An 18765-nucleotide genomic window follows, 5' to 3' on the forward strand; every position below is an offset into this window, starting at 1 on the left:
GCCGGGGCCGGCGCCCCTCGTGTTCTCATCGAACACACCCGGCGCATCGCCCCGTGCCTGGTTCCACACGGCTGGTCCGGTCGACGTGTTCGTGGCGTCACCGGCATCGCCCTCGCCTCCGGCGGACCCGAACAGCGCGAGCAAGCCGAACGGCTCCTCGACCTCACGCTCAACGGCCTGAGCACTGCCCCGGACGCGCGCGAGCCAGTCCCAAGAAGCGTCCGTTGTCCTCCTGGAGTGGGATTCGACGAAGCCGTGGGCCAGGGCGGGGGTGAGGCGGGCACGAGGCGCGAGCGCGACGCGATGACACAGTCTGAACGACTGCCCCTTGGCAGACGGCGATCACCGGCGCGGCATGCGCGCGCAGGGCCAGGCGGCCGGGGGCAGTCGCACCCGGAGCGCGCTCCGCGGTTCCCCAGGGGCCGCTCCGAGCAGGGCGGGCGTCGATGTCACCGCGGCGGCCAGACCGTCCCTTCCACGCGTGTGGCGCCGTCCACGGCCACGGCATCGGCGCGCGGGGGGTGAGTCCGAAGCGTCTGCCGGGAGCAGGGGAACGTCAGCTCCACCCCTGGGGGTAATGCCGCTCCATGAGGGCGTGCAGTGCCTGCGCCCTGGCCGCCGCCACCCGCGCCTCCTCTACCTGGTCGGCGGTCAACTTCAGGGTCTGACGGATACGTTCGGCGTTCCAGCCCATCCGCAGCAGGTTGTGGACCACGCCCGGCCGCTCAGCGAGGGGTACCCGCGGGTCCTCTTCGCGGACGACGGATCGGGCCAGCTCCGCGCCGCACTGCATGCGAGCCAGCTGCGACCTCATCCGGCGTCGTTCGACCGGTGTGGTGCCGCCCCATATGCCGTCGCTCTCGTCCGCGTGGACGGCCATCGCGAGGCACTCCTCCTGGACCGGGCAGCCCGTGCACAGTTCCTTGGCGGCAATGACCTGGGAATGCCTCAGCTGCCGGCCGTATGCCGGGAAGAACAGACCCGGATCGGCGTTCCGGCAAGCCGGGGCGGACAGTTCCGGCGCGGCCGCCGAGACACCCCGCTCGATTTCGCTCCGACCATGCTGGACAACCGGACCCATCACCACGGATCCCCTCTCGGTTCTCTTGCACCAGGAAAGCGTTCTCACAAGGACAACGTCTCTCGTCCGCCGGTGGTTCAGAAGTCAGCCGACACACCGTCCGGGCCCGTCCTCGGCCCACCGGGAGGCCGCCTGAACCTTTGAGGTCTGACGAGCTGAAGAAGACGGCGAAGTTGTGTCCCTGCCGCCCCCCGCGAAGTACACGAACCCGGCGTTGCGTACGTCCGCGTTGACCTGGGCGTTGCTCGCGTCGGAGGTGGCGGTCAGTCCAGGTGGTGCAGGAGCTGACGCCCGGCAGCGTCGTGACGGTGTCGCATTCGGGCGTCTTGCTGCCGCTGATGGGAGTCGATCCGGCCAGAACGACCATGTCGAGGGCGCCGGTGCCGCACCGGATGTCGTCGATCGCACGGCTCGTGGAGCCGGGCACGACCGCGCCGGCGCCGTTCATGGTGTAGGCGGGGGCCTTGCCAGGAGGGGCGGGAGATGTCCGTCCCGCTGCCAGGCGGATACGGGATGCGGCGGCGTCTGCGGGTGCGGCGGCGATGAGGAGGCCGGGCAGCACCAGCAGGGCTGACGCGGCGGCGAGTCGGGGTCGGCGAATGGCCTGTTGCACGGCGGCGCCCTCGATCGGTGAGTGGGGATTGCGACGCAAGATCCAGCAGCCAGTACAGATGGTGCAGTAGCAGACGATACAAGTCACCAGGTTTTGCGAACAGATGTAACACCAAGATCGACTGTCGGCGAGCGCAAGAGGCTATGAAAATCGACCCTTTGTGGCGAAGTGGTCGATTAAGCGCTCACAGCCAGAACATGATCTCGACGTAACATGCGATACATCTAGCCATTTCTAGCGTTCATCTGTAACTTCCGGTGTGGCTTGCCGGTGGCAGCCGTCCTCTGGTGTCTTCCCTCCCCTTGTGAACGAGGTCCGAGAGTCATGCACGTACGTACACCCTTCGTCCGCTCCCTGACCGCGGCGCTCACCGCGCTCGCCGCGACCACCGCCCTGTCGGCGTGCGGCAACAGCGAACCCGCAACCGCAGCCCCCGACCTGACCGGGGCCGACGTGGCCGGGGTGCGGGTCCAGCCCGATCAAGAGCTGCACGACGCGCTGCCCGAGGCGATCAAGAAGTCCGGCACCGTAAGAGTCGCGACCGACGTGCCCTACGCACCGTTCGAGATGTTCGTCAAGGAAGGGCAGAGCGAGCTGACCGGCCTGGACTACGACCTTGGCCAGGCGCTGGGCGCCAAGCTCGGAGTGACGTTCGCCTTCACCCCCCAGAAGTTCGACGGCATCATCCCGGCGATCCAGGCCGGCAAGTACGACGTGGCGATCTCCGCCATCACCGACACGAAGGAGCGCCGGCAGGTCGTCGACTTCGTCGACTACTCCCAGTCCGGCTCGGGCCTGCTCGTCGCCGACGGCAATCCGGCCAAGATCACCACCTTGGACGACCTGTGCGGGCGCCCGGCCGGCGTCCAGGCAGCCACCAACCAGGCCGACCTCCTCAAGGCCCACCAGTCCCGCTGCGCCGAGCTGGGCCGGCAGCCGATCGACGTCCAGACCTTCCCCAAGGATTCCGACGCCCAGCTCGCCCTGCGCGCGGGCAAGGTCGTCGCCGATGTCCTGACCAAGCCGGCCGCCGGGTGGACTGCCAAGACCGCCGAGAACGGCGGTGCCTTCGACTCCGTCGAGGACCCCGCGGCCCAGGGCGGCTACCAGGCCTCTCCCAATGGCATCGCGGTGTCCAAGAAGCAGCCGCAGCTGACCGACGCGATCCACAAGGCGCTGCGGCAGCTCGTCGCCGACGGCACCTTGACAAGGATCTGCGACAAGTACGGCGTCGCGTCGATCGCGGTCAAGGAAGCCACGAAGAACGCGGGCGCCCAGTGACCGACACCACCACGTCAACCGGCACCCCTGACACGATGACCGCCACGTTCCAGAACGGGGCGGACGACGTGGTGCCGGTCCGCCACTACGGGCGCTGGGTCGCGGCGGTCGCGGCCGTGGCCGCACTGGCCGGCCTGGCCGGGTCGCTCGCCAAGAACGACAACCTCCACTGGGACATCGTCGGCGACTACCTCTTCGCCGGTTTGATCTTCGACGGGATGGCCACCACCTTGTGGCTGACCGCCGCCGCCATGACCCTGGGGCTGATCCTGGGCACGGTCGTCGCCGTCATGCGCCTGTCGTCGAGCCCCGTGCTGTACGGCCTGTCGTCCCTGTTCGTGTGGGCCTTCCGCGGCACACCGCTGCTCGTGCAGATCATCTTCTGGGGTTACGCCGCAGCCCTGTACTCCCAGATCAAAATCGGAATCCCGTTCACGGGCATCACCTTCGTCTCCTGGGACACCAACACCGTCCTGACCCCCGCGGTGGCCGCCCTCCTGGCCCTCGGCCTGAACGAAGCCGCCTACGCCTCCGAGATCGTCCGCGCGGGGATCCAGTCCGTCGACCCCGGGCAGGCCGAGGCCGCGCACTCGCTGGGCATGCGCCCGGCCCTGACCATGCGGCGGATCGTCCTGCCGCAGGCCATGAGGGTCATCATCCCGCCCATGGGCAACGAGACCATCAACATGCTCAAGATGACCGCTCTGGTCTCGGTGATCGCCGCCCACGACCTGATGTCGAACATCCAGGAGGTGTACGCCCAGAACTACCAGGTCATTCCCCTGCTGGTCGTCGCCAGCTGCTGGTACCTGGCGCTCGTCTCCCTGCTGAGCATCCCGCAGGCCTGGCTGGAGCGCCGTTACGGACGCGGCGCGGCCCGCAGCCACAGCGCCCCGACACTGCGGCGGCTGCTCGGCGGCGCAGGCACCTTCCGAGCCCACCGTACGAGTAAGGAGTCCGGGCGATGAGCGAACCCATGGTCCAGGCGCGTGGCGTCCACAAGAACTACGGCAGCCTCCAAGTGCTGCGGGGCATCGACCTGACGGTCGAGCGCGGTCAGGTCTGCTGTCTGCTGGGGCCCTCGGGCTCGGGCAAGTCGACCTTCCTGCGCTGCATCAATCACCTGGAGACCGTGGACGGCGGCACGCTGACCGTCGACGGCGACCTCGTGGGCTACCGCCGCCATCGCGGCAAGCTGCACGAACTGCGCGAGCGGGAGGTCGCCGAGCGCCGCCGCGACATCGGCATGGTCTTCCAGCGTTTCAACCTCTTCCCCCACATGACCGCCTTGGAGAACGTCTGCGAGGCGCCGGTGAAGGTCGCGGGCGTCCCGCGGCCCGACGCCGAGGCCGAGGCGCACCGGCTCCTGGAGCAGGTGGGGCTTGCGGATCGGGCCGGCCACTACCCCGCGCAGCTGTCCGGCGGGCAGCAGCAGCGCGTGGCCATCGCCCGCGCGCTGGCGATGAAGCCGAAGCTGATGCTCTTCGACGAGCCGACCTCGGCCCTCGACCCGGAGCTGGTGGGTGACGTGCTGGACGTGATGCGGCGCCTCGCCGCCGACGGGATGACCATGGTCGTGGTCACCCACGAGATCGGCTTCGCCCGGGAAGTCGCCGACACAGCCGTCTTCATGGACGAAGGTGTCGTCGTGGAAGCGGGCGACCCTCGCGAGGTCCTGACCGACCCGACGCAGGAGCGGACCCGCGCGTTCCTGTCCAAGGTCCTGTGACCGCCCCGGTCAGCCCGCGGCCGTCCACCCGGACGCTGCGGGCCCGCGCCGCCGCCCGGCACGGCGAGTACCTGGCCGACCTCGCCGCCCTGGTCGCCATCGACTCCGGCTCCTACAGCCCCTATGGGATCAACCGCGTCGCCGCCTGGTTCGCGGACCGACTGGAACGCTACGGCGCCACCACCCACACCGTGCCCGCCGGACGCCACCGCGGGCGAGCTCTGGGCAGCACGCTCGTCGCCCGCAAGAGGGGTGCCAGGAGGGCAGCGGACGGAGGGCGGCGCATCCTCCTCGCCGGCCACATGGACACCGTCTTCGACGACGGCACCGCGGCCGCCCACCCCTTCACCCTGACCGGGTCCTTGGCCCACGGGCCGGGTGTCAGCGACGACAAGGGCGGTCTCCTGGCCGGTCTGAGCGCGCTGGAGATCCTCGCCGAGGAGGGATTCGACGACTACGACGAGATCGTCTTCCTCGCCACGCCCGACGAGGAGATCGGCTCACCCGGCAGCGCCCCCCTCACACGGACCCTCGCCGCCGAAGCCGACTTCGCGCTGGCCCTGGAATGCGCACGCGAGAACGGCGATGTGGTCATCGCCCGAAAGGGAGTTGCCGAGTACCTCGTCACCGTCTCGGGCAGGGCGGCGCACGCGGGCATCGAGCCCGAGCGCGGAGCCCACGCCGCCCTCGCGGCGGCCCATCTGACCATCGCCCTGCAGTCCCTCAACGGACAGGAGGACGACGCGACGATCAACGTCGGTGTCGTCCGGTCCGGCAGCCGCCCCAACATCGTCCCCGAGCGGGCCGAACTCCACGTCGAGGTCCGGGCGACCACCACCGTCTGCCTGGACCGCATCGGCCGCGCCATCGAGGCGACCGCGGCCCGCCTGCCCGTACTCGGTACGACCGCCGCGGTGCGGCAGCTGGACCTGTGCCCGCCGATGGAGGCGACCGCCGGCAACCGGCACATGCTGGCCCTCGCCCACGGTGCCGGCCGCGAACTGGGGCTCGTCTTCGGGGCGGCGAGCACCGGAGGCGTCGGCGACGCCAACACCATCGCCGCCACCGGCACACCGGTCCTGGACGGTCTCGGCCCGGTCGGCGGCGCCGACCACACCCCCCAGGAATGGCTCGACACCTCGACCATCACCGACCGCATCACCCTCCTCACCCTGCTGATCGCCCGCCTGTGCCAGACCCACACCACCGCCACCTGAACGGAGCCCCGCATGCCCGGCACCCGCTCACGACGCGGCCTCCTGGCCGCCACCGCGGCCATGCTGTCGGCCGCCCTCGCCGTCCCCGCCGCCCACGCCTCCCCCGCGCACGGCCCGACCCGCGGCGGCTCGCTGGTCCTGATCGGCGGCGGCCTCAAGGAGGACAACAAGGCCGTCTACCGCGAGATCATCGACCGCGCCGGCGGCTCCGCCGCCCGTCTGGGCGTCCTGACCGCCGCCTCCATTCCAGCGAGCCGGGACCCGAACGCCGACGACCCCGCCCGGTGCAGCAACTCGGCCTGCAACGGCGCCTACTACGCCTCCCTGTTCAAGCAGCACGGCGCCGCCGACGCACAATGGATACCCGTCGACCTCGACCACATCGCCAACGCGGACTCCGACGCGGTCGTCGCCCAGGTCAACTCCATGACCGGCTTCTTCTTCGGCGGCGGCGACCAGTACCGCTACGTCACCACGCTCCTGCACGGCGACGCGCACACCGACAGCAAGGTCCTGGCCGCGATCCGCGCCAAGCTCGCCGCCGGAGCCGTCATCGCCGGGTCCTCCGCCGGCGCGCAGATCATGGCCGGGGCCGACATGGTCACCGGAGGCGACTCCTACCAGGCCCTGCGCGACGGCAGCAGCCCCGGCTACTTCGACGACCCGACCCGCCTGGGCTACCTGCCGGCAGGCGGCTTCGGGTTCTTCCGCTCCGGCCTCATCGACACCCACACCGGCGCAGCCGGCCGCGAAGGACGCGCTCTGCGCCTGGCATCCGACACCGGCCACCCGCGCGTCTACGGCCTCGAAGAGAACACCGCCCTCATCATCGACAACCCCGGCACACCCGCCGAGACCGCCACCGTCAAGGGCACCCGCGGCCTGACCGTCCTCGACCTCCGCCGGGCCCGCGCACACACCACGACCGCCGGCTGGTCGTTGAGCGGAGCCCGCTACACCTACCTCACCGACGGCGACCGCTACCTGCCCCAGACCTGGCGGGCGCTTCCAGCCCCCGGCAAGCACCCCATCACCCCGACAGGCGACACCCCGGTTCCCGCCAACAACGACGCCTTCTACTCCCCGGCCAACACCAGCGGTCGGCCGTACTCGCTCCTGAGCACCGCTCGTGCCCTCGCGGCCAGCCGCACCCAGCGCACCGCGACGGCTTCCACTTTCGAGACCGATCCGCGTTACACCGTGACGCTCACCCGCACACAGCCCACCACCGCGTGGGCCCACAACTCCTCGGACCCGACGACGCTGACCTCGCTCGCCCTCACCATCACCCCGAACTGAACCCAAGACAACGGCAAGCCCGTACATCCGTGTTCGCCGCGCCGGCACTAGGCTCGGCGGACACGGCACGACCTCTCCGGAAGGACACCACCCGACGATGACCGGCACCATCGCCGACAGCATTCGCGCCAACCTCGGCGCGCTCAGCCCCGCTGAACGCAAGGTCGCCCGAACACTGCTGGCCGGATACCCGTCCGCGGTCTTCGAAACCGTCGCCGTCATCGCCGAACGCGCCTCGGTCTCCACCCCCACCGTCCTGCGCTTCGCAGCACGGATGGGCTACCAGGGCTTCCCCGACCTCCAGGCGGCGGTGCGCGGCGAACTCGACGTCCGCAACGCCTCCCCCGTCGCCCTCTACGAAGCCGCGGGCCTGGGCCGCTCCCACGACACGACCAGCAGTGCGGGCCTCCTCGAACACAGCAACGCCACCTTGGCCCCCGCGCTCGCCCAGACGCTCGCCGAAATCCCCCCGCACGACTTCCAACGCGCGGTCCAACTCCTCGCGGACCGGAAGCGTCACATCATCCTCGCCGGAGGCCGCTTCACCCACCTCCTGGCCCAGTACCTCGGCCTCCACCTGATGCAGCTGCGCGAAGACGTCCGCTTCCTGCCCGACCGGCCGGTCGAACGTACCGCGGCACTGGCCCAGCTCGCCCGCCGGGACGTCGTCGTGCTCTTCGACTACCGGCGCTACGAGGACGACAAGACGGCCATCGCCCAGCTCACCCGCGAGGCCGCCGGCAAGACCATCGTGTTCACCGACCCCTGGCTCTCCCCCGCCACCGCCCACGCGGACGTCGTCCTGCCCAGCCAGGTGGGTACCACCGCCCCCTACGACAGCCTCGTCCCCACCCTCGCCGTCATCGAAGTCCTCATCGCCGGCGTCATCAACACCCTCGGTCCCCAAGCACACCAGCGGCTGCGCCACAACGAGGAAATCGCCCACCGCATAGGAATGGTCTAGCCGCTGCACGCCCTGAAGCGCTCAGCTCCCGACCAGCTGTTCGATCGCGCCTACCGGCGGCTGTGCGACCGCCTCATCGAGCACTGGGCCGACCCGCAGATGCGCCGCTCCGGGGAAGTCAACGACGAGCACGGGGGCCGAGGCGTGTACTTCAAGGACCCCTCCGGGCACCTGATCGAGCTGATCACCCGCCCGTATCCGCAGTAAGGCCCCACCTCCCGACCCTCAGGTTTCGGGCCCGGGCTCCGCTCGGGGCGGGGGGCGGGAGGCACTGCGGCTACGCGAAGAGCAGCGACCGGCCCGGGGGTTGGGGCCAGTCGGGGCGGGCCCGGCCGGCCGCGAGGGAGGGCCGGCCGGGCGTTTCGCAGTGTGACGGGTACGAACCGGCCGACCACGTGCAGCCGGCCTTCCTGCTCATGGCGGCCGAGCGGCCGCTCCTACCAGGACGACTTGGTGACTCCGGGCAGGAACCCGGCATGTGCCTGTTCGCGCATCCGGACGCGGGAGAGGCCGAACTTCCGAAGGTGGCCGCGGGGCCTGCCGTCGACGCTGTCCCGGTTGCGCACCCGGGTGGCGCTCGCGTTGCGGGGCTGCTTGCACAGTTCCCCCAGCGCCACGTCCCGTTCGGCCTGCGTCGAGGAAGGCCGCCGCAGGACCTCCTTCAGCTCGGCGCGCCTCGCGGCGTACCGCCGGACGACCACCTTGCGCTTCTCGTTACGGGCGATCTTGCTCTTCTTGGCCATCAGACCTTCACCCCCCGGGCGCGGATCCGGGCGACCGCGGCCTCGATACCGATGGCGTCGACGGTCTTGATCGCCTTCGCGCTCAAGGTCAGGCGGACATGGCGCCCCTCACTCGGCAGCCAGTAGCGCTTGCGCTGGATGTTGGGGTCGAAGCGGCGGGGAGTGCGCCGGTGCGAGTGGGAGATGTTGTTGCCGAAGCCCGGCTCGGCTCCGGTCAACTGGCAGTGCGCGGACAAGGTGCTACCCGCCCCTTCTCTTGAGGAAGTTCTTGTTGGAAATGATTTCCATTGCCGTATAGTAGCGGCATGGCTCGCAACGAAGTACGCCCGATCGTCAAGCTCCGCTCCACGGCCGGCACCGGCTACACCTACGTCACCCGCAAGAACCGGCGAAACGACCCGGACCGCATGGTGCTGCGCAAGTTCGACCCGGTGGTCCGCCGGCACGTCGACTTCCGCGAAGAGCGCTGATCCCCGCCCCCACTGCCCGAAGGACACCCCCATGAAGCCCGGCATCCACCCCTCCTACGGCCCTGTCGTCTTCCGCGACAAGGCCGCCGACTTCGCCTTCCTCACCCGCTCGACCGCCACCAGCGAGAAGACGGTGGAGTGGGAGGACGGCAACACCTACCCCGTCATCGACGTGGAGATCTCCTCGCAGAGCCATCCCTTCCACACCGGCACCGCCCGTGTCGTGGACACCGCGGGCCGCGTCGAGCGCTTCCGGCGCCGCTACGGGAGCACGGCGTGATCCTGCCCGTCGTCATCGTCGGCGGACTCCACTCCGACGCCCGCAGGGAGGTCGTGGACCGGCTGCTGCACACCGTCCCCGGCAGCGTCGCCCTCCACCACGACCTCGCCACGGCAGCACAGGGCACCGTGCAGCGCGTGGTGCGCGACGCCTCGGGCGAGCTGTCCCGGGGCGAGACACCCCTCGTCAACGACTGCGCCTGCTGCGCGCTCCGCGAGGACCTGGTCCCCGAGCTCGAACGACTGGCGGGAAGCGGGCCGACCCGGCTGGCCGTCGTGGAACTGTGGGACTCCGTCGAGCCCAAAGCGATGGCCGAGGTCGTCGCCGCGCACGGCGCCGGCTCCCTCGACCTCACCGGCGTGATCACTGCCGTGGATCCGGCACTCGTCCTGCCCTACCTCGTCAACGGCGACGACCTCGCCGACGCGGGCCTCGCCGCCACTGCCTCCGACCGGCGCACCGTAGGCGACACTTGGGCGCGGCAGCTCGAGTACGCGCCCGTGCTGGCCCTCGTCGACGGCGACGACGCCGAGGACGAGGACCGCGCCCTGCTGGCCCAGCTCCACCCGACCGCTCGACGGGTGGATGCCGCGTCCGGCGAGCTGGCGCGGGCGGCCCTCGCCGGGTTCGACGTGGAAGCGGCGGCCGCCGCCCAGCATCCGGCCTGCGCCCTGCTGCCCCAGGAGGCGGAGGAGGCAGGAGTCACGACCTTCGTCTGGCACCGGCGCCGCCCCTTCCACCCCGAGCGCCTCTACGACGCCCTGGAAGACCTGTGCTGCGCCGCCGCTCGCAGCCGTGGCCGGTTCTGGCTGGCCGACCGCCCCGACACCCTGCTGGCCTGGGACTCAGCGGGCGGCGCCCTGTGCGTGGAGAACGCCGGCCCCTGGCTGGCGTCCCTGCCCGACGCCGCCTGGGAGCTGGTCCCGCCGGTGCGGCGGGCGGCAGCCTCGCTCGACTGGGATCCCGAGCACGGCGACTGCTGCCAGCACCTCGTCTTCACCTCACCCGGCCTGGACCGCCGCGGCCTGGAACGGCTCCTCGAATCCTGCCTCCTGACCGACGCCGAATACGCGGCGGGACCCGAGGCCTGGAGGTCCCTTCCCGCAGCCTTCGACGCCCTCCTCGACCCGGTCCCGTAAGACCCGTCGGACTCACACCCACGACCACAAGGAACGCGCATGGCACGCCGACAGATCCCCCACAAGCCGCTCAAGGCCCGTCCCAACCCGCTGGACGCGGCAGGGATCACCTTCATCGATTACAAGGACACCGACCTGTTGCGGAAGTTCATCTCCGACCGCGGCAAGATCCGCAGCCGCCGCGTCACCCGCGTCACCGCCCGGCAGCAGCGCCGGCTGGCCGCCGCGATCAAGAACGCCCGCGAAATGGCGCTGCTCCCTCACGGCGCCCGATAGGGCTTGGCAGCGACCTCAGTGCCCGCCTCCCCCGGCCAGGCCAGGCCTGGTCGCAATGGTCGGGGCCTGTTCTTCGTCCACACCTGCCGCTCGGCGAGCACGCCGCCTGTGCACGCGTGGGACCGGCTCTCGCAATTCGCGTTCGCTCTCGGGGGGTTCCTCCAGCACCAGGAGGAGTCGGCGCCGGCGCCGGACGGGGAGCAGTTCCGCCGTGATCTCGTCCGCTCCGGCCTGCTCGGCGCGCCCCACGAGCGGGGCGTCCTCGTCGAGTTGCCGAACTGCTGTCGGCCGTACCCAGGTTGGCCCGGGCGGGAGGCGCCCTCACATGCCCAGGATGCGGACGATGAAGAAGGCGGCCACCATCACGGCTCCGAGGGCGATGAGGAGGAGGAAGACCGAGGGATGCTCCCACATTCCCCCGTCGGGGCGTTCCGGATGGGCGGATCCCGTGGAGCCTTCCGCTTCCGGAGTTTCTTCGGGCGGTACTTTCGGTGTGGACATGATTTCTCCCATGAACGTTCCGTCAGTCGGGGGACGAGGTCGCGGGCGCGTACGGCCCGCTCCGGTGCGCGGGTGCCGACCGTCCCGGGACGGGGCCGGCGAGGTGCCCGAGCAGGTCGCCGAGAAGGCCTCGTACATGCATGACGGGATCCGCTCCCGGCTGTAGGGGCGGCGGGCTGCCGACCACGGCTCGGGAAGCGAAACCGGTGTCCAGATGAGGAAGCCGGGCATCCACCACGGCCACGCGCCGCGTGCGGACCTCTCGCGCCAGGACGCCCAGCCAGCAGGCCAACGCGGCTTTCGACGCGGCGTAGTCCGCGGTCCCGGTCAACGGGGCGTTGACGATCGCCCCGGTCACGGCCGCGAGGAAGCCGCCGTCGCGGACGGCGGGTACGGCGCCTCTGAGTACGGCCATGGGGCACAGGGCATTGACGGTCATGAGGTGTTCGGCGGCCGCGTTCGGCACGGTGGCGGCCGGCCCGAAGCCCGCGACCCCGATGGTGACGAGGACGCCGTCGAGGCCGCCGAGCGCGGAGAGCGCCCACGGTCCCGAAGCGGTGCAGGTGTCGAGGTCGTAGGCGTCGAGGACGCGGGTCGGGCCGCCGGTGGTGGCGGCCAGGTCGGCGAGGCCCGCGCGGTCCCGCCCGGCGAGGGCCAGGCGGACGCCGTGAGCGAGGAACTCGTGCACGGCGATCCGGCCCAGTGCGCCCGTCGCACCCACCACCAGCACCCGTGGCGCTTGATCGGCCATGACGGCCTCAACGCTCCGGCAGCGCGGCCGGCGGGCGGTCCGCGACACCGGCCCGGGGCTGGGAGGCAGCCGACTCGCGGGCGGCCTGCTCGGGGTGGCGCCGGCGCCAGTACGGGTTGTCGTGAGGCAGTCCTCCGCTGACACGGCCGTACATCCCGAACGTCATGACCAGGAGGCCCATCAGGAAACTGAACATGACGTTGGACAGGCCGAAGTCCAGGATGTTGCCGGGTCGACCGATGAGGAACAAGTGGACGAAGCCACTGGCCACGAAGATCACTCCGACGACGGTGTTGACCGTCGAGGCGAAGTTCCCCCCGATTGCCGCACCGGCCATCAGGAGGAGTCCGAAGACCACCGAGATCGTGCTCAGCAGTCCGTTGGTGGACAGGCCGGCGATGCGCTGTCCGTCCGTGCTGAACGCGGCCAGGCCGCCGGCGAAGCCGAGGGTGCCGAACACCAGGAGGATGAGCCCGCACATGCCGGCGCCGAACCGGTAGACGCGGCTGAGGGGGTGGTCCACGGGCAATTCGTCTGTCAGGCGCATGGGTGCTCCAGGAGGATCGCGTCGTCACGTCCCGAGGAAGCCAGCATGACCAGCGCCACCGGAGGAGAAAAGCCGCACTGTTGTTGCACCGATTCTTCCGAAATATCCAGCTCGCACCAACGGGCAGTGCCGCGTCAGCCGGGTTCCCCGGGGCGGACGCCCCCGTCGTCGGTGAGGTGTTCTGCGGCTCGGGTGATGTTGCGGGCCATGCCGCCGAAGACCACGGCGTGGAAGGGGGACACGCTCCACCAGTAGAGGTGGCCGAGCAGGCCGCGCGGGTGGAACAGGGCCCGCTGGCGGTAGCGGGAGCCCCTGCCGTCCGGGTCGACGTACATTTCGAGCCAGGCGAGACCGGGCAGGCGCATCTCCGCACGCAGCCGCAGCAGGCGGCCCGGTTCGATCTCCTCCACCCGCCAGAAGTCCAGCGAGTCGCCGACCCGCAGCCGGGTGGCGTCGCGGCGCCCTCGGCGGATGCCGGCGCCGCCGGCCAGCCGGTCGAGCCAGCCGCGTACCGCCCAGGCGAGCGGGGCGGAGTACCAACCGTTCTCGCCGCCGATGCCCTCGATGATGTGCCACAGCTCGCGCGGGCCCGCGGAGGTGTCCCGGGAGCGGTGGTCGGTGTAGAGGCTGCCGCCCGCCCAGTCGGGGTCGGTGGGCAGCGGATCGCTGGGCGCGCCCGGCAGTGAGGCGTTGGACCAACGGGTGGTGACGTTGGCCTCGCGGACCCGTTGGAGGGCCAGTTCCAGGGAGCGGTCGAAGCCGATGGGGTGTCCCGGCGCGTCGGGTACGTACGTCGTGATGTCGCGGTCGCGGCAGACCACCTCGTGGCGCAGTGACTCGGCCAGGGGCCTGGCCAGGGCTCTCGGGACCGGGGTCACCAGGCCGATCCAGAGGCTGGACAGCCGCGGGGTGAGCATGGGGACCCGCAGGATCAGCCGTGGGGGGAGCTCGGCGACCTCGGCGTAGCGGCGCATCATCTGTTCGTAGGTCATGATGTCCGGCCCGCCGATGTCGAAGGTCCGGTTGACCTCAGCGGGCATGCGGGCGCTGCCGACGAGGTAGCGCAGGACGTCCCGGACGGCGATCGGCTGGACGCGGGTGCCGACCCAGCTCGGGGTGACCATGGCCGGGAGCCGTTCGGTGAGATACCGCAGCATCTCGAAGGAGGCGGAGCCCGAGCCGATGACAACGGCGGCGCGCAGCACCGTGGCGGGGACGGGCCCGTCCAGGAAGATCTCGCCGACCTCGGCGCGGGAGCGCAGGTGCGGGGAGAGGGCGTGGGCGGGCACGTCGGCCGGGACGAGGCCGCCGAGGTAGACGATGCGGCGGACGCCGGCGACCCGGGCGGCCTCGGCGAAGGTGCGCGCCGCGTCACGGTCGTGTTCCTCGAAGCGCGGGCCGGTGTTGAGGGAGTGGACGAGGTAGTACGCGACGTCGATGCCCTCCAGGGCGGCGACGGTGCCGGCCGCGTCGGTGACGTCCCCGCGCACCGTTTCGACCCGGCCGGCCCAGGGGTGGTCGCGCAGCCTTTCGGGTGAGCGGGCCAGGCAGCGCACCCGATGGCCGGCGTCCAGGAGCTCGGGCACCAGACGGCCACCGATGTACCCGCTCGCCCCGGTGACCAGGCAGGACAGCGGCACCTGGGGTTCTTGCGGAGTGGTGTCCACGGCAGCCTCCGTTTCCGTGGCCGCCCTGGACGGTCCGCGGCCGACGCCTTTCCTTCAGGATCACCCGGTTCGCGCGGAGATTCCGGTCGGAGGCCGCGTGCGGGCCCCGCTGCCGCATACCGCCGTCCATTGGGGTGTCAGGGTGGGTTCCGGTCCTGACGTCGGTCGGCGCGCAGCACCTGTTCGATGTCGTGGAGGCGGTCCAGCCCCGTTACGGCCCGCGCGGTGCGGGGCTGGCGGCCGGCCGCGTGTGGTGGCGGTGTACGAAGGACCAGTAGGGGGCCATCCCGTGTCGCGGACCTGCGCGAGCACCGTGGAGAGGCAGCGTGCGGCGGCGCCGTCGGCATCGGGCTCGGGGAACCACTCGGGCAGGGGCGCGCGGTGCCGCAGGCGGGTCGAGCAGTCCCAGGTTGGAGCGAGGCCCGTCGCGGCCGACGAAGCGGATGCCCTCGTCCCGCTCCCACCGGTCCAGATCGGCCCGTACCTCCTCGTCGATGTCGTTCTCACGAGGCCGGTACGGTGCGGGAACGCCGAGGGTGCGCATGCCGCTGGGCGGTGGCTCCCGGTTGTCCCGGTCGTGGTTCCAGCGCCCGCCGGCGGGCCGGTCACCGTCCATGAGGAGGTCGAGTTCGCGGCGCATCCACCGGTAGAAGTCCTCGTGCCTGAGCCGCTCGCGGGCAGCACCCGCACCCCGTCCATCGAGGCGACCAGCCCGTACGCAGCCCATGACGTGGGGTGGTGGACGGTCACCGGAGCATCGCCGACGACCTGGCGCAGACCCGCCGCGTAGGTCTCGGCGCGCACGTAGCGGACACGGTCCCCCAGCTCGGCGGCACGGTGACGCATGGCGGAAAGCACCAGGTGGGCCACTCGCTGCCGGTGCGCGGTACCACCGGACCACCGCCTGTCCGGAAGTCACCGGGGCGACGAGGAACGCGATCTCATCCGACCGGTGTCCCCGGCGACGCCGTGCCCGCCCTGCTCCTCCTGGATCCCCGTCGGGGCGCATCCACACACCGCACGCACGGAGAACACGTCGATGTGACACGTGCACTGCACCAGTGGAGGCGAAGATGGACGGGAACGGGGGCCGCGGCTCCGGGGCCGGTGTGACGACCGGGGGCCTCGCGCGGGAGCTCGGCATCTCCCCCACCACGTTGCGTTCCTGGGACCGTCGCTACGGATTGGGACCCGCGACGAGGGTCGAGGGACGCCACCGGCGATGGACGGCCCCGGACGTCGCGATGGTCCGGGAAATGTGCCGTCTGACGGCTGAGGGCGTGCCCCCGGCCGAGGCGGCCCGCGCCGCGAAGGCTCACGCCGCCGAGGTCCGCGCGTCCGGACCGGCCCCGGCAGCGGCACCCCTCCGGCAGGCACGGGTCGAGTCGTCGACCGGTCCGGACGATCCTCACGGAGAGACCTCGCCGCCAGGGGACACGCGGCGGCGCGGCCGGGGGCTCGCCCGGGCAGCGGTACGCATGGACGCCGAGGCCGTGCACGAGCAGATCATGACCTCGATCGAAACGTACGGCCTGATCGCCGCGTGGGACGACGTACTGATGCCGACCCTGCGCTACGTGGGGCGCAAATGGGAGTCGTCCGAGGACCGGTACGTGGAGGTGGAACACATGCTGTCCTGGCACATCTCCGCAGCCCTCAGGTACGCCTACGCGGGCGCGATGGCTCGCGGCAGGCCGGCGGACACTCGCCCGGTCCTGCTGGCATGCCTGCCGGGCGAGCAGCACACCCTTCCCCTGGAGGCGCTCACCGCCGCTCTGAGGGATCGCGGCCAACGCGTCCTGATGCTGGGCGGATCGGTACCGGTCGATGCCCTGGAGGCCTCCGTGCGCCGAGTCGCTCCGGTGGCCGTCGGCCTGTGGTCGCAATCCCGGAACACCGCCGACCTTCCGATGGCGCGTCACCTCGCGGCACTGCGCTGGGGGGTGCACGGCGCCCGGACCCGCAGCCACGTCTTGCTGTGCGGCCCGGGATGGGGGCCGCGTCCGGACCCGGAACTCCTGCGGCCGCACGGGCTGAGGGACGCTGTGAGGATCATGCTCTCCGCCGGCAGCCCGGCCGGCGAAGCGCGTCCCGAAGGGGAGCGGACGGCGCGGACCGTGCGGACCGCACCCGCCGGCGCATCCGAACGCGGTACGAGAAGCGAAGAGATCATTGCATGACATCCCCCGGGCGGCTTCGTGAGCGCACGGGGATGCAACTCTCCCTCTCAGAGGAGTGATCATGATCGTCAAGAAGCTGCACGAGGCCGGGGTCACGAGCGAGCACGCCTACCTGGCCGCCACCGCGTCGATCGGCCTGTCCCTCGCGTCCTGGCTCACCTCCAGCAGGAACGAGAGCCTGGAGCGCGCCGACCGGTGGGGCATCTTCGTCGGAGAATGGGCCCCCACGTTCTTCGGCCTGGGTCTCGCTCTGGCGCACTACGAGGAGCGGGACGGGGTCCGCGGCGGCGGGTCGACGGGCGGAGGCCACGAAGTGTGACCCCGGCTGCGCTCGGCGGCTCGACGGCCCCTCCGGACAACCGGGCGGGCCGTCGGGCACATGGTTCAGCTGTTCGCCCAAGCCGCCGCCTTGCGCAGTACGGCGACCCGGCCGCGGTGGGCCCCGTCCATCGGAGGTGCGGACGGTGGGGCGCTCCGCGTAGCCGCCCACCGGGAACCGCGGGCAGTCCTCGCGCCATTCGTGACGGACGTCGGCCACCGTCGCGGCACGCGTCTCCCAGAACACGCCGTGCAGCTGCCATGTCTCCGGCGGCGTCGTACACCGCACGTGTCCTGGAGACCGCGGGATCGGCACCGCGCCTCCTCGATCGTGAGCCCGGATCGTACGGCTTCCCGGAGGGCCCGCAGCCACGTCACGGACACGAGCCTGGCCGGACCCCCTCCCGGGGTCGCGCCGGCCACGCCGCCTCCTGTCTTCGGGCCCCCCTCACTGCTCGTACCCCTTCCCGTCTCTGTTCGGTTCCAGGACCGCCGACGCGTCTGCGAGTCAGGTCACCGGCTGGTCACCGTGGTCGCCTTGGAGCATGTGGCGACGTTCCTTTTCGCGCGTGGAGTAGGCGGCTGCGCGGATCGCCTCGTCGCTCTCCAAACCTGATCCCAGCGCGCCGGCCACCGTGGCGACCGAAGCGACGAACCAGGACAGCGTCAGGTACTCCGTGGCGTGCAGCGGGGTTCCTGTCATGGAAGCGAACACCCGGTCGTTGAGGATGAACAGCGCCCACACCAAGTTGATGACCATCAAACCCACGTAGCAGACGAGCGCCCCGATACCGACGGTGAGGACCGTCGAGGTGTTGTAGAGCCGCGCCCTCTGCCTCGCCTCCGGCGAGCCCTCAGTCGATCGATGCCATAGCTCCCCGTCCACGATCAGCCAGCCGATCATGAGCCCGACGGATCCGACCATGGCGATCACGAGGCGTGGCGCGCTCAGGGCCCCGGAGAGGCTCCAGGTGGTGGAGTCCAGGGTGGCGATGGCTCCCGTGGCGAGTGCCGCCGCCAGGGCTTTCGACAGGCCCGATACCAACCGCCAGGGCCGGTTGGCGCGGACCATGCCGAAGAGCACCCGCAGGTAGCCGCGCGGCCCGCTGACGACGTATCGAAGATCGGCGGTCTCCTCCTCACCCACCGGGCCCGGATGGATGGGCGCGAGACGACCGGCGAAAGGGCCCAGAGGCGGCTGACTCGGCGGAAGCCCCTCAGCCCCGGTGGCCTGCGAACCCGCCAAACCGAGCACGGCTTCTTCCACGGCCCGCCGAGCCCTCGTCTGCAGCCGCAAGCCCCCCAGGGATGGAAGGGACAGCAGTGCCAGGCCGTGTTCGTGACTCAGATCCACAGCGATCTTGCGCCCGTGTGAGTGCAGCGGGAGGTCGGTGAGGGCCACCACGATGTCCCAGTTCTCCGCACTTCCGCGGTCCATGATCCGGCGCATCAAGGTGGGCGGGTCCTCGGTCCCCGAGGTGAATGGCTCACTGACCACCTTGACGTCGAACCGTCGCCCCTGGCCCGCCTTTTCGGCGAGCCGATCGGGGAGTATCCGGGCCATGCGCTGCGCGATGTCCGTGGGCGCGTCCGGATCCGCCAAGAGAGCCACGACCGTAACGTCCTGCGACGACACCCGCACGACCGGACCATCCTCCTCGGCTGCCCTCCGCGATTGCAAGGGTTCACAGGATCCCCCGGGGTGAACG

21 protein-coding genes and 4 pseudogenes are annotated in these 18765 nt (G+C 71.0%); 16 read left to right on the plus strand and 9 right to left on the minus strand.

What is annotated here, in order from left to right; translation table 11 throughout:
* Positions 1 to 102: 102 nt before the first annotated feature.
* A pseudogene (locus ACFYZL_RS04695) lies at positions 103 to 183 on the plus strand (TetR/AcrR family transcriptional regulator); the annotation flags it as partial.
* A gap of 373 nt (positions 184 to 556) precedes the next feature.
* On the opposite strand, the gene ACFYZL_RS04700 reads toward ACFYZL_RS04695, so the two are convergent.
* On the minus strand, positions 557 to 1081 hold the full coding sequence (locus tag ACFYZL_RS04700) for a WhiB family transcriptional regulator (protein ID WP_388675996.1): 525 nt from the start codon (positions 1079 to 1081) through the stop codon (positions 557 to 559).
* Between the two features lie 272 nt (positions 1082 to 1353).
* Here ACFYZL_RS04700 and ACFYZL_RS04705 point away from each other — a divergent pair, with 272 nt between their 5' ends.
* The 8 genes and pseudogenes from ACFYZL_RS04705 to ACFYZL_RS04740 form a co-directional block, all read left to right on the plus strand.
* Entirely contained in the window at positions 1354 to 1536 is a 183-nt protein-coding gene (locus ACFYZL_RS04705) for a hypothetical protein (RefSeq protein WP_388675999.1), read from the plus strand.
* 482 nt (positions 1537 to 2018) lie between these two features.
* Positions 2019 to 2975, plus strand: a complete 957-nt coding sequence (locus ACFYZL_RS04710) for an ABC transporter substrate-binding protein (RefSeq protein WP_384742854.1) — start codon at positions 2019 to 2021, stop codon at positions 2973 to 2975.
* 35 nt (positions 2976 to 3010) lie between these two features.
* Positions 3011 to 3943 (plus strand): amino acid ABC transporter permease, encoded by a 933-nt coding sequence (locus ACFYZL_RS04715; RefSeq protein ID WP_384742856.1) that lies wholly within the window; start codon positions 3011 to 3013, stop codon positions 3941 to 3943.
* A gap of 8 nt (positions 3944 to 3951) precedes the next feature.
* Positions 3952 to 4704, plus strand: coding sequence for an amino acid ABC transporter ATP-binding protein (locus ACFYZL_RS04720; protein ID WP_384743024.1), 753 nt, complete (start codon positions 3952 to 3954; stop codon positions 4702 to 4704).
* On the plus strand, positions 4701 to 5921 hold the full coding sequence (locus ACFYZL_RS04725; protein ID WP_384742859.1) for a M20/M25/M40 family metallo-hydrolase: 1221 nt from the start codon (positions 4701 to 4703) through the stop codon (positions 5919 to 5921). The genes ACFYZL_RS04720 and ACFYZL_RS04725 overlap by 4 nt, the downstream gene beginning before the upstream one ends.
* A 12-nt stretch (positions 5922 to 5933) precedes the next feature.
* A complete protein-coding gene (locus tag ACFYZL_RS04730; RefSeq protein ID WP_388676004.1) occupies positions 5934 to 7220 on the plus strand; it encodes a cyanophycinase in 1287 nt (428 codons plus the stop codon).
* A 97-nt stretch (positions 7221 to 7317) separates the two neighbouring features.
* Entirely contained in the window at positions 7318 to 8184 is an 867-nt protein-coding gene (locus ACFYZL_RS04735; protein WP_388676007.1) for a MurR/RpiR family transcriptional regulator, read from the plus strand.
* 30 nt (positions 8185 to 8214) lie between these two features.
* Positions 8215 to 8391: pseudogene (locus ACFYZL_RS04740) on the plus strand (VOC family protein); the annotation flags it as partial.
* Positions 8392 to 8621: 230 nt separating this feature from the next.
* On the opposite strand, the gene rpsN reads toward ACFYZL_RS04740, so the two are convergent.
* Together rpsN and rpmB are read right to left on the minus strand one after the other, a co-directional pair.
* Positions 8622 to 8927 carry a 30S ribosomal protein S14 gene (gene rpsN / locus ACFYZL_RS04745; RefSeq protein ID WP_384742868.1) on the minus strand — a complete coding sequence of 102 codons (306 nt, stop codon included), beginning with the start codon at positions 8925 to 8927 and terminating at the stop codon, positions 8622 to 8624.
* A complete protein-coding gene (gene rpmB / locus ACFYZL_RS04750) occupies positions 8927 to 9163 on the minus strand; it encodes a 50S ribosomal protein L28 (RefSeq protein WP_384742870.1) in 237 nt (78 codons plus the stop codon). The genes rpsN and rpmB overlap by 1 nt, the downstream gene beginning before the upstream one ends.
* Positions 9164 to 9232: 69 nt before the next feature.
* On the opposite strand from rpmB, the gene rpmG reads away from it, so the two are divergent.
* Genes rpmG through rpsR form a run of 4 tightly spaced genes read left to right on the plus strand, consistent with a single transcriptional unit; the run spans position 9233 to position 11092 of the window.
* A complete protein-coding gene (gene rpmG, locus ACFYZL_RS04755; protein WP_030162346.1) occupies positions 9233 to 9397 on the plus strand; it encodes a 50S ribosomal protein L33 in 165 nt (54 codons plus the stop codon).
* Between the two features lie 31 nt (positions 9398 to 9428).
* Positions 9429 to 9677, plus strand: a complete 249-nt coding sequence (locus tag ACFYZL_RS04760; RefSeq protein ID WP_384742873.1) for a type B 50S ribosomal protein L31 — start codon at positions 9429 to 9431, stop codon at positions 9675 to 9677.
* Complete coding sequence (locus ACFYZL_RS04765; protein WP_388676012.1) at positions 9674 to 10816, plus strand: CobW family GTP-binding protein; 1143 nt, start codon at positions 9674 to 9676, stop codon at positions 10814 to 10816. Before ACFYZL_RS04760 ends, ACFYZL_RS04765 begins: the two co-directional genes overlap by 4 nt.
* Before the next feature lie 39 nt (positions 10817 to 10855).
* Entirely contained in the window at positions 10856 to 11092 is a 237-nt protein-coding gene (rpsR, locus tag ACFYZL_RS04770) for a 30S ribosomal protein S18 (protein WP_388676015.1), read from the plus strand.
* Between the two features lie 321 nt (positions 11093 to 11413).
* Here the strand turns inward: rpsR and ACFYZL_RS04775 are convergent, their stop codons facing one another.
* From ACFYZL_RS04775 to ACFYZL_RS04795, 5 genes and pseudogenes are all read right to left on the minus strand, one after another.
* Positions 11414 to 11593, minus strand: a complete 180-nt coding sequence (locus ACFYZL_RS04775) for a DUF6480 family protein (protein WP_384742880.1) — start codon at positions 11591 to 11593, stop codon at positions 11414 to 11416.
* A 22-nt stretch (positions 11594 to 11615) separates the two neighbouring features.
* Positions 11616 to 12344: an SDR family NAD(P)-dependent oxidoreductase gene (locus ACFYZL_RS04780; RefSeq protein ID WP_388676018.1), complete on the minus strand. Its 729-nt coding sequence runs from the start codon at positions 12342 to 12344 to the stop codon at positions 11616 to 11618.
* 7 nt (positions 12345 to 12351) lie between these two features.
* Entirely contained in the window at positions 12352 to 12891 is a 540-nt protein-coding gene (locus ACFYZL_RS04785; protein WP_388676021.1) for a DUF4383 domain-containing protein, read from the minus strand.
* 134 nt (positions 12892 to 13025) lie between these two features.
* Positions 13026 to 14558 (minus strand): SDR family oxidoreductase, encoded by a 1533-nt coding sequence (locus tag ACFYZL_RS04790; RefSeq protein WP_384742885.1) that lies wholly within the window; start codon positions 14556 to 14558, stop codon positions 13026 to 13028.
* A 282-nt stretch (positions 14559 to 14840) separates the two neighbouring features.
* Positions 14841 to 15440: pseudogene (locus ACFYZL_RS04795) on the minus strand (cryptochrome/photolyase family protein); the annotation flags it as partial.
* A gap of 191 nt (positions 15441 to 15631) precedes the next feature.
* Here ACFYZL_RS04795 and ACFYZL_RS04800 point away from each other — a divergent pair.
* The 3 genes and pseudogenes from ACFYZL_RS04800 to ACFYZL_RS04810 all read left to right on the plus strand — a co-directional run.
* A pseudogene (locus ACFYZL_RS04800) lies at positions 15632 to 15811 on the plus strand (MerR family DNA-binding transcriptional regulator); the annotation flags it as partial.
* 225 nt (positions 15812 to 16036) lie between these two features.
* Positions 16037 to 16738, plus strand: coding sequence for a B12-binding domain-containing protein (locus ACFYZL_RS04805; RefSeq protein ID WP_388676911.1), 702 nt, complete (start codon positions 16037 to 16039; stop codon positions 16736 to 16738).
* 61 nt (positions 16739 to 16799) lie between these two features.
* A complete protein-coding gene (locus tag ACFYZL_RS04810) occupies positions 16800 to 17057 on the plus strand; it encodes a hypothetical protein (RefSeq protein ID WP_384742891.1) in 258 nt (85 codons plus the stop codon).
* A 507-nt stretch (positions 17058 to 17564) separates the two neighbouring features.
* Here ACFYZL_RS04810 and ACFYZL_RS04815 read toward each other — a convergent pair.
* Positions 17565 to 18698, minus strand: coding sequence for a hypothetical protein (locus ACFYZL_RS04815; RefSeq protein WP_384742894.1), 1134 nt, complete (start codon positions 18696 to 18698; stop codon positions 17565 to 17567).
* Between the last annotated feature and the right edge of the window lie 67 nt (positions 18699 to 18765).

It is taken from the genome of Streptomyces sp. NPDC001717, from assembly GCF_042892775.1.
In the GTDB taxonomy this organism is placed as follows: domain Bacteria; phylum Actinomycetota; class Actinomycetes; order Streptomycetales; family Streptomycetaceae; genus Streptomyces.